Origin of the sequence: Aestuariivirga sp., assembly GCF_044238155.1 — a bacterium.
Taxonomy (GTDB): domain Bacteria; phylum Pseudomonadota; class Alphaproteobacteria; order Rhizobiales; family Aestuariivirgaceae; genus Aestuariivirga.
This window is the reverse complement of the sequence record NZ_JBIIDX010000136.1, coordinates 1-9,585: the sequence shown is the minus strand read 5'-3', so window position 1 is coordinate 9,585 and position 9,585 is coordinate 1. Positions and strand designations below refer to the sequence as shown.

10 protein-coding genes and 1 other RNA gene are annotated in these 9,585 nt (G+C 62.5%); 7 read left to right on the top strand and 4 right to left on the bottom strand.

The genetic code is table 11. The features are described 5' to 3' along the window. Nucleotides 1–331: a transfer-messenger RNA gene (gene ssrA, locus ACILRN_RS13335) on the bottom strand; the annotation flags it as partial. A gap of 48 nt (nt 332–379) precedes the next feature. Here ssrA and ACILRN_RS13330 point away from each other — a divergent pair. The 6 genes from ACILRN_RS13330 (at nt 380) to ACILRN_RS13305 (ending at nt 6,134) form a co-directional block, all read left to right on the top strand. Beyond that, the gene (locus tag ACILRN_RS13330) at nt 380–1,174 is read left to right on the top strand and encodes a thymidylate synthase (RefSeq protein ID WP_395689049.1); all 795 of its coding nucleotides are present in this window, start codon (nt 380–382) and stop codon (nt 1,172–1,174) included. 32 nt (nt 1,175–1,206) lie between these two features. Beyond that, a complete protein-coding gene (locus ACILRN_RS13325) occupies nt 1,207–1,995 on the top strand; it encodes a lysostaphin resistance A-like protein (protein WP_395689048.1) in 789 nt (262 codons plus the stop codon). Continuing rightward, nucleotides 1,941–2,486, top strand: coding sequence for a dihydrofolate reductase (locus ACILRN_RS13320; protein WP_395689047.1), 546 nt, complete (start codon nt 1,941–1,943; stop codon nt 2,484–2,486). Before ACILRN_RS13325 ends, ACILRN_RS13320 begins: the two co-directional genes overlap by 55 nt. A 91-nt stretch (nt 2,487–2,577) precedes the next feature. Further along, entirely contained in the window at nt 2,578–3,663 is a 1,086-nt protein-coding gene (gene hflK / locus ACILRN_RS13315; protein WP_395689045.1) for an FtsH protease activity modulator HflK, read from the top strand. 14 nt (nt 3,664–3,677) lie between these two features. After that, nucleotides 3,678–4,568 (top strand): protease modulator HflC, encoded by an 891-nt coding sequence (gene hflC / locus ACILRN_RS13310; RefSeq protein WP_395689043.1) that lies wholly within the window; start codon nt 3,678–3,680, stop codon nt 4,566–4,568. A gap of 42 nt (nt 4,569–4,610) precedes the next feature. Beyond that, complete coding sequence (locus tag ACILRN_RS13305) at nt 4,611–6,134, top strand: Do family serine endopeptidase (protein ID WP_395689040.1); 1,524 nt, start codon at nt 4,611–4,613, stop codon at nt 6,132–6,134. Here the strand turns inward: ACILRN_RS13305 and ACILRN_RS13300 are convergent. The 3 genes from ACILRN_RS13300 to serB all read right to left on the bottom strand — a co-directional run bounded on the left by ACILRN_RS13300 (nt 6,106) and on the right by serB (nt 8,852). Further along, nucleotides 6,106–6,528 (bottom strand): ParB N-terminal domain-containing protein, encoded by a 423-nt coding sequence (locus tag ACILRN_RS13300; protein ID WP_395689038.1) that lies wholly within the window; start codon nt 6,526–6,528, stop codon nt 6,106–6,108. The two genes, ACILRN_RS13305 and ACILRN_RS13300, sit on opposite strands and share 29 nt — an antisense overlap. Next, the gene (locus tag ACILRN_RS13295; protein WP_395689035.1) at nt 6,525–7,910 is read right to left on the bottom strand and encodes a TrpB-like pyridoxal phosphate-dependent enzyme; all 1,386 of its coding nucleotides are present in this window, start codon (nt 7,908–7,910) and stop codon (nt 6,525–6,527) included. The genes ACILRN_RS13300 and ACILRN_RS13295 overlap by 4 nt, the downstream gene beginning before the upstream one ends. A gap of 75 nt (nt 7,911–7,985) precedes the next feature. Then, complete coding sequence (gene serB / locus ACILRN_RS13290) at nt 7,986–8,852, bottom strand: phosphoserine phosphatase SerB (RefSeq protein ID WP_395689033.1); 867 nt, start codon at nt 8,850–8,852, stop codon at nt 7,986–7,988. Here serB and miaA point away from each other — a divergent pair. Further along, nucleotides 8,851–9,585, top strand: a 735-nt coding sequence (gene miaA, locus ACILRN_RS13285; RefSeq protein WP_395689031.1) for a tRNA (adenosine(37)-N6)-dimethylallyltransferase MiaA, incomplete at its 3' end; no start/stop codon positions are given. The two genes, serB and miaA, sit on opposite strands and share 2 nt — an antisense overlap.

Genomic DNA, 9,585 nt, shown 5'->3' with positions numbered 1-9,585 from the left:
CCCCGCCTTGAGCGGCTAAGCCCAAGGACTTTGATTTCGGTGCTCAGACTGCCTTAGGCAGCCACTGCAACCGGAGCATAGTTGTCGTTGGCAACTATATGTTTAGCCCGATAACGTCGGTACCATCACGGGCAAAAAGCGACCCTTTACACCCTCGTCGATCCTGGTTCGCCCCCATCACCGGCCGCCCCTGCCAGGGCGGTCGGTGGTGGAGGCGCCGGGTACTGCCCCCGGGTCCGAAAGGCTTATTACGATCACCGTTTATCGCCATAGTCGGGCCTTGCGGCCTGACCATGTCAATATAGGCGTGCAGGTGCTTCATGGGAAGAGCTGTTTCAGCACTTTGTTTCCGGAACCGGAATCGTCTAACGTTTCCGGCATGAAACAATACCATGATCTGATGCAGCACGTGAGGGAGCACGGCCACCGGAAGGAGGACCGGACGGGGACCGGAACGCTGTCGGTGTTTGGCTGGCAGATGCGCTTCGACCTCGCGGCTGGCTTTCCTCTGGTGACGACCAAGAAGCTGCACCTGCGCTCAATCATTCACGAGCTCCTGTGGTTCATCCGCGGCGAGACGAACATCAAGTATCTGCGCGACAACAAGGTTACCATCTGGGACGAGTGGGCAGATGCCAACGGTGATCTGGGGCCGGTATATGGTGCGCAGTGGCGGTCCTGGCCCGCACGTGATGGTTCGGCAATCGACCAGCTCTCCGATGTCATAGCGCGGATCCGCAAGAGTCCGGATTCACGCCGCCTCATCGTGACCGCCTGGAACCCCGCGGACGTTGATCGCATGGCGCTGCCACCCTGCCATTGCCTGTTTCAGTTTTATGTGGCTGGCGGCAAGCTCTCCTGCCAGCTCTATCAACGCTCAGCCGATATTTTCCTCGGCGTTCCCTTCAACATTGCCTCTTATGCTCTGCTCACGCATATGGTGGCCAATGTGACGGGGCTGCAGGCCGGGGATTTCATCCATACGCTTGGAGATGCGCATCTCTATCTCAATCATCTCGCGCAGGCGGACGAACAACTGATGCGTCCGCAGCGGGCACTTCCGCGACTGGTCATCAAGCGCGATCTGTCGGACATCGCAGACTTCCGTTTCGAGGATTTCGAAATCGTCGGATACGATCCCCACCCGCACATTGCTGCGCCCGTAGCCGTATGAGCGCGCTGGGCAGCGACTTTGAGGGAGGCCTGTTGCGCCGGCTCTACTGGCCGCACCATCCGGCCAGCTTGATCTATGGACTTGCCGTGGCCGGCCTCCTGCTGATGATCCACTATGTTCTGCAGACGGGGCTGTCCTATGGCGTGCTTGCACTTTACTCGGGGGCCGAAGGCGGTTCGACGCGGGATCTGGTCAAGGCCAGCCTCGTCGTCATCTTTCCGGCATCTCTTGTGGTGGCGGCCGCGGCATGGTGGCTGGCTGGTCAGCGCGGTGGTGCGGCCGCGATGGTCCTCAATTTTCGGCGGCCCGAGATCCGTGGACTCGGCTGGATGGTGCTGGTCGGCAGTTTCATGCTTGCCATGTATGTCGCGATCCTGGTTCTGGTTCTCGCGCTTCGCATAGATCTGTCACAGTACACGCCTGGTGCTGATGGCGCGTCGCCGCAGACGGGGTCGGCGGGGCTCGTCAAGGAAGCGGTTTTTGATATCGCCAACGAGCCGCTGTTCTTCTTCGCCGTGCTGCCCTCGGTGGCGATCGGCGCGCCGCTTGCCGAAGAGCTGATTTTTCGAGGGCAGCTCTTTTCAGCGATCTCCTTGACACGGCTTGGCGTTCCGGGTGCCACGATTCTCACATCGGCTCTCTGGGCAGTGCTGCACGTTACCGAGCCGTGGCTGTCAATCGGCCTCATCTTTCTGATGGGTCTGGCTCTCGGCTTCCTCATGTATCGCTTTGGCAGCATATGGGTGGTCATGGTCTGTCATGGAGCATGGAACGGGATCTATGCTCTGATGATCTTTTTCGGTGCTGGAGGCGGCGCGTGATTTCCTTCGTGGTGGCCGTGGCCCGAAACGGTGTCATAGGGCATGAGGGTGGTCTGCCCTGGCATATCTCCGCCGACCTCAAGCGGTTCAAGGAGATCACCATGGGTAAGCCCGTCATCATGGGTCGCAAGACCTGGGAGAGCCTGCCGCGAAAGCCTCTCCCCGGCCGCCAGAATATCGTCATTACCCGAAGGGCTGATTTCGCCGCGCCGGGCGCCGCGCGCGCTGAGAGCGCCCAGCAGGCCCTGGCCCTGAGCTGGGGGGCGCCAGAGGTCGCGGTGATCGGTGGGGGAGAAATCTACCGTCTGTTCTGGCCCATGGTCGTGAGGCTTTATCTGACCGAGGTTGACCTCGACGTCGAGGGCGACACCCGCTTCCCCGTACTTGATCCCTCGGAGTGGAGGGAGGTTGCTCGCGAGGTTCACCCTAGGGGTGAGCGGGATTCTGCGGGCTTTGTCCTGCGCACCCTTGACCGGATGACAAAAAGTTAAGGTGTTTCAGCGCCGTGGACATTCATCACCGGCGTACCTATATCCAGCGTGAATTTCGATTAGACACAGCTGAACAGCAAGGGTGGATGGCATGCCGTGGAATTCCGAAGGCGGTGGCGGTAACCAGGGACCGTGGGGGCAGGGCCCCTGGGGCCAGGGTGGCGGAGGACCGCGGCGGCCGAATCCGCCGGGGCGCGGTCCGACCCCTCCAGATCTCGATGACCTGATCCGGAAAAGCCAGGACCGTCTCAAGCAGGTGCTTCCCCGCGGCGGCGGTGCTGGCCTCGGCTGGTTGCTGGCGGTGGCCTTCGTTGCCATCGTTGTGGCGTACAACAGCGTCTATCAGGTGCAACCCGACGAGCGCGGCGTCGTCCTGCGCTTCGGCACCTTCAACCGGGTCGCCGAGCCGGGTCTCCACTTCGCGCTCTGGCCGGTCGAAACGATGGAGAAGCCGCGTGTCGGCGCCGTGCGCCAGATCAACATCGGGAACGAAGGCAATGAAGGCCAGATGCTGACCTCCGACAAGAACATCATCGGCGTCCCCTTCTCGGTGTTCTGGCGCATCAATGATGCCAAGAACTACCTCTTCAACGTGGCTGACCAGGAGCGGACCATACGCTCCGTGGCCCAGAGCGCCATGCGTGAGGTTGTGGGTCAGACCCGCGCGCAGGGCATTCTCACCACGGGCAAGAATGCCGTTGAGGCGCAGGTGATGGAAATCACACAGAAACTCCTGGATGAATATGGCGCAGGCGTTACGATCACGTCCGTCAACCTTGGCGATGTTCAGCCGCCACGGGAAGTGGCTGATGCCTTTGCCGAGGTCGTTCGTGCCGGGCAGAACCAGCAGCAACTGATCAACGAGGCGGAACAGTACCGTAACCAGCAGTTGAGGCTGGCAGACGGTGAAGCTGCCAAGCTCATCGAGGATGCCAACGCCTACAAGTCAGCGACCGTGTCGCAGGCTGAGGGCGAGGCTGCACGCTTCCTGTCCGTTTACGAGCAGTACGAGAAGGCGCAGGGAGTAACCCGCGAGCGCATCTTCCTCGAGACCATGGAGCAGATCCTCGGTCAGACGAACAAGGTGATCATGGAACAAGGCGGTGGCGGCACGGGTGTCGTGCCCTACCTGCCGCTGCCGGAACTCAAGGCCCGCCAGGGCGATCAACAGAACTGAGTGGGACAGAGATCATGAACAGCATGACCAAGACGATTCTCGGTGTCATCGCCATCATCGGCCTGACCCTGCTCTACATGTCCTATTTCGTGGTGGACGAGAAGCACAAGGCGCTGGTTCTGCGCTTTGGTGACATCAACCGTGTGGTCGAAGAGCCTGGGCTTTATTTCAAGCTGCCTTTTGCAGACACGGTGACGAAGATCGAGGACCGTATCATCATCTGGGAGAACAACGACAGGCCGGTGCAGGATGTGGCCTCCCAGGTCTATATCGTGGATGCCATCACCCTGGCTCGCATCAAGGACGCCCGGCTGTTCCGTGAGACTCTGGGTGCTGATCTGATGCAGGCCGAGGCGCGTGTGGCAGCGAGACTCGATGCCGCGCTGCGGCAGACCTATGGCCGCCGCTCCTTCGATGCCGCCCTGTCCTCGGATCGGGCCGTGATGATGCGTGAGATTCGTGACGCGCTTCGGGAGGAGGCCGATACGCTCGGCATCGAGATCGTGGATGTTCGCGTTCGGCGCACCGATCTGTCTGAGAACGTGCTGGAGCAGACCTATCGGCGCATGGAGTCCGAGCGCAAGGCGCTGGCCCAGGACATCCGCTCGCAGGGTGAGGCGACGAAGACCCGGATGAAGGCGGAAACTGACCGCACGACAACGGAAAAGCTTGCCAAGGCCCGAAAGGAAGCCGAAATCATTCGCGGCCAGGGTGATGCGGAACGCAACCGCGTCTTTGCCGAGGCATTCCAGCAGGATCCCGAGTTCTTCAGCTTCTATCGCTCGATGCAGGCCTATGCGAAGAGCCTGGGTACGCAGGGTACAACCATGGTATTGAGCCCGGATTCGGACTTCTTCCGTTACTTCGGGAACCAGAAGGCGACAGTACCGCCGCCTGCGCCCTGAGCGGCCGGTCCGCGTTGGCGAACGTGTGAGGGGACAGGGATTATGGCGACAGGAAGAGTGATCTGCATCGCAACCGGCGCAATGGCCATCGGCCTGGCGCTTGCGCCACTTCAGGTGGCCCATGCCCAGACCTCACCGGCCATGCAACTTGAACAATTGCCGTCGGTTGCGGATCTTGCCGACCGGTTGCTGCCTGCCGTGGTCGAGATCACCATCGAGGCGAAGGGGCCTGAGACAGCCGAGGGAGCCCCCGAATCTGCTCCCGGAGATGAGGGCGGTGAACCGGGGGCTCAAGACCCAGATAGTCCGTTCAAGGATTTCTTCGACGAGTTTCTCAAGCGCAACCCTGGCTCGGAGCCGCCACAGCGCATGAGTTCGATGGGGTCGGGCTTTGTCATCGATCCGGCGGGTATCATCGTCACCAACAACCATGTTGTGGATGGGGCCGATACGATCGAGGTCCATTTCCACGATGATACGGTTCTCAAGGGTGAACTGGTCGGCCGGGATTCCAAGACCGACCTGGCGGTCATCCGCGTCAAGCCGGAGAAGCCACTGGCTGCCGTGGACTTTGGTGACAGCGACAGACTGCGGGTGGGTGAGTGGGTGCTGGCCATCGGCAATCCCTTCGGCCTTGGCGGGTCGGTGTCGCTTGGCATCGTTTCGGCCCGGAACCGCGACATCAATGCGGGCCCCTATGATGATTTCATTCAGACGGATGCTGCCATCAACAAAGGCAACTCGGGTGGCCCGCTGTTCAACCTGAAAGGTGAGGTGATGGGAATCAACACCGCCATCTTCTCGCCATCGGGCGGATCCGTTGGCATTGGCTTCTCCGTCCCAGCCAACACGGCCAAGAACGTGGTCAGCCAACTCGTCGAATTCGGGGAGACGAGGCGCGGCTGGCTTGGCGTGAAGATCCAGGCGGTGACCGATGATATTGCCGAATCCCTCAGTCTTGACCGCGCACGCGGCGCCCTGGTTTCGGATGTCACGCCGACCGGGCCTGCGGCGCAGGCTGGTGTGGAGCCTGGCGACGTCATCCTAGAGTTCAACGGCCGTGCGATCGACTCCATGCGCGACCTGCCGAAGATCGTTGCCGAAACCCCCATCGGCATCGATGTGCCCGTCAAGGTTCTGCGCAAGGGCAAGGAGGTGAGCGTCACGGCCAAGGTCGGGCGGCTCGAGGATGGTGAAAAGCTGGCTGCGGCCGCATCTGGCGGCTCGGACGGGAGCGCATCAACCGCTCCGGCCGAGGTCAAGGTGCTGGGCATGACCCTGGCAACCCTGTCCGAGGACCTCAGGGCGAAATTTGCAACCGACAAGGAAGTCAGCGGCGCGGTGGTGATCGATGTCGCCGCAGACAGTGCTGCAGCCGAAAAGCGTCTGGCGCCGGGGGACGTCATCACCGAGGCAGGTGAAGAGGCAGTTCAGGCTGCCGAGGACATCGCACGCCGGGCAGACGCGGCCCGGGCAGCGGGCAAGTCTTCTCTGCTGCTGCTTGTCTCGAAGGGCGGTAAAGCCAGCGAGATGCGCTTCATCGCGCTGAAGCTGAAGGAGCAGTGACAGCCTCGAGGTCCGCCAGCGCCACTGGCGCCTCACCAAGCGGCGGCGTTAGGACGTGTCGGGTGGATTTTGCAGGAAGCAGCACGCCGCTTTCTGCTGCAGCAAGCACCTCTGTCCGCGAGTAGGCTCGCGTAGACCATGAGCTGAGCTCCAGTCTCGGATCATCATAGTCGATAACGACAGCGCAGATCCGGGCAAGTCCAAGCTCCTGCGCCGCATGGAAGCGGTGGTGGCCGTCAAGGATCGCCATGGAGGCGCGCTCGACGAGCAGCGGGCGGCGCTGAAGGCCGTCCCGCTGCATCTCCCGGGCAAGGCGGGCGACGTGCCCGGCTTCGACCATCTCGGTTGGTCGGAGCCGGGCGATCTCCAGCCGCTGGCAGACGTAGAGGCTCACTCAGCAGCAATCTTGGGCAGGCCCTCGAGCGCAGCATCCAGAGCCGACTGGTCATACATGCGATCTTCGAGCTTGCCTGCCTGGTAGTCCATATAGGCTTGCATGTCGAAATGGCCGTGGCCGCAAAGCCCGAACAGAATGACCGGAGAGGTGCCCTGTTCCTTGGCCTTCAGCGCGGCGTTGATCGCGCCGCGCACCGCGTGGTTGGCCTCTGGCGCAGGCACGATGCCCTCGGTGCGGGCGAACATGACCCCGGCTTCGAAACAGGCATTCTGTGTGTAGGCCTCGGCCTCGATGAGCCCGATTTCCTTGAGATGCGAGACCATGGGCGCCATTCCATGGTAACGCAGGCCACCGGCGTGGAAGCCAGGCGGCATGAAGGTCGATCCCAGCGTGTGCATCTTGACGAGGGGGGTCATGTGCGACGTATCGCCGAAGTCATAGGCATAGCGGCCACGGGTCAGTGACGGACAGGCGGCTGGCTCGGCGGCGATGACACGCACCTTCTTGCCCCCTCTGAGTTGCTGGCCGATGAAGGGGAAGGTGAGACCCGCAAAGTTGGAGCCGCCCCCGGTGCAACCGACGATGATATCGGGCTCCGCACCTGCCTGCTGCATCTGCTCGATGGCCTCGATGCCGATGACCGTCTGGTGCAGCAGCACGTGGTTCAGAACGCTGCCAAGGGCATATTTGGTGTCGGGGTTGGTGGCGGCCACCTCGACGGCTTCGGAAATGGCGATCCCGAGGCTGCCATTGGAATCAGGGTTGGCGGCAAGAATTTGCCGGCCTGCGTTGGTCTCCAGCGAAGGGCTGGCAACACATTTGCCGCCATAGACCTCCATCAGTGCCCGGCGGTAGGGCTTCTGGTTAAAGGAGATCTTCACCATGTAGACCTTGACGTCGATGCCGAACAGCGCCCCCGCAAAGGACAAGGAAGAGCCCCATTGCCCGGCGCCGGTTTCGGTAACGAGCTTGTTCACGCCTTGCTGCTTGTTGTAGAAGGCCTGGGGCACGGCGGTGTTTGGCTTGTGCGAGCCCGCGGGGCTCACGCCTTCGTATTTGTAGTAGAGCTTGGCGGTCGTGCCCAAGGCCTTCTCGAGGCCGGTTGCGCGATAAAGGGGGGTTGGCCTCCACATGCGGTAGATGTCGCGCACGGGCTCAGGGATGGCGATCTCGCGCTCGGCGCTGACCTCCTGCATGATGAGTTCCATGGGAAAGAGCGGCGACAGGTCGTCGGGCCCCACGGGTTTCAAGGTGCCAGGGTGAAGGGGAGGGGGCGGCATGGCCGGCAGATCAGCCGCGATGTTGTACCAGCTCTTTGGCAGCCGGTCCTCGCCCAGCATGATCTTGCGCGTGTGTTTTGCGTTTTCGTGTGCGGCCATAGCTCGCTCTCCCTGTTGTCTGGGTGGATGCTGGCAAAATGACGCGCTCCGCGCAAGAGCGTGTGGTTCACGGTCTCAGTTGCGGAACTGGGCTTTGGTGTAGCCCTGGAGATAGAGCAGAGCGGTCAGATCGCCATGATTGACGCGGATCAGCGCGCTCTCCTGCACGGTGGGCTTTGCATGAAGGGCAACGCCCATCCCGGCCTCGGCCAGCATGGCGAGATCATTGGCCCCGTCACCAACAGCAAGGGCATCGCCTGGGTCGAGGCCAAGACGCCCGGTCATGCGATGGAGTGCCTCGAGCTTGGCTCTCTGCCCGAGGATGGGCGGGCGCACGTCGCCTGTAAGCCGTTCATCCTCGATCACCAACTCATTGGCCTGGTTCTCGTCGAATCCAAGAGCGCGCGCCACCGGCCCGGTGAATACCGTGAAGCCACCAGATACGAGAGCGGTGTAGGCCCCATTGGCCTTCATCGTGGTAATCAGGGTCTGCGCGCCGGGCATGAAGGTGATCCGCTCGCGCAGCAGCCTGGTCACAAGCCCGGCCTGAAGGCCGGCCAGCAGCCGCACGCGCGCCCTCAGCGCAGTCTCGAAATCCAGCTCGCCGGACATGGCACGGCGGGTAATGTCGCGGATTGCTTCTCCCGCCCCGGCCGCCTCGCCCAGTTCGTCGATGCATTCCTGTTCGATCATGGTGGAATCCATGTCGGCGATCAGCAGCCGCTTGCGCCGGTTCTGGTTGGAAATCAGGGCCGCATCTACCGGGAACCGGCGGATGGCCAGCATGAATTCCGGCAGCCGCGCGAAGGCAGATATCTCGCAGGCTTCACCCTCGGCCAGCCAGTGGGGCGGGCCGCCGCCCAGGTCCCGCAGCAGATCAAGGATCGGCGCAGCGATTGCCTGCGTGCCCGGGGCTGCTATGAGGACGAGGACGGAATCCATGATGCACACTTCACAAAGATGCGCGCTGCTTATTGCAGGCCCCACCGCCAGCGGCAAGTCTGCCCTGGCGCTCAGGCTTGCCCGCGAGCGCAGAGGCATCATCATCAACGCCGATGCCATGCAGGTCTACCGCGAACTGAGAATTCTCACGGCAAGGCCCGATGCCGGGGAGGAGGCTGCGGCCCCGCATCGGCTCTACGGTCATGTTCCGGTTGCTGTGGCGCATTCGGTTGCCGCCTGGCTGCATGAGGCGGAGAGAGAGTTGGGCGCTGCCTGGGCGGAGGGGTTCCTGCCCATCGTCACCGGCGGCACCGGGCTTTATTTCAGGGCGTTGGAACAGGGGCTTGCTGCGGTGCCGCCCATCCCCGACGAGGTTCGCCTCCGGTGGCGCAGCTTTGCAGGCGATCTCCATGCGGAACTTCTTCTCCGTGATCCCGCCATGGCGGCGCGCCTGCTGCCTGCCGACCGTCAGAGGCTGGTTCGTGCGCTCGAGGTGGTCGAGGCCACGGGGCGTTCGCTTGGCGACTGGCAGCGCGAGGGCGCGGCCGAGGCACCTCTCAAGGGCGTGGAGGTCGAGCGGATGTTTCTCGATGTGCCCCGGCCCGAGCTCTATGCGAGGGCCGAGACGCGCTTCGAATGGATGCTCTCGAAAGGCGCGATTGCCGAGGCGCGGCAGCTCATCGGGCTCGATCCGGCTCTTCCGGCGTTGCGCGCGATCGGTGTTCGTGAGCTT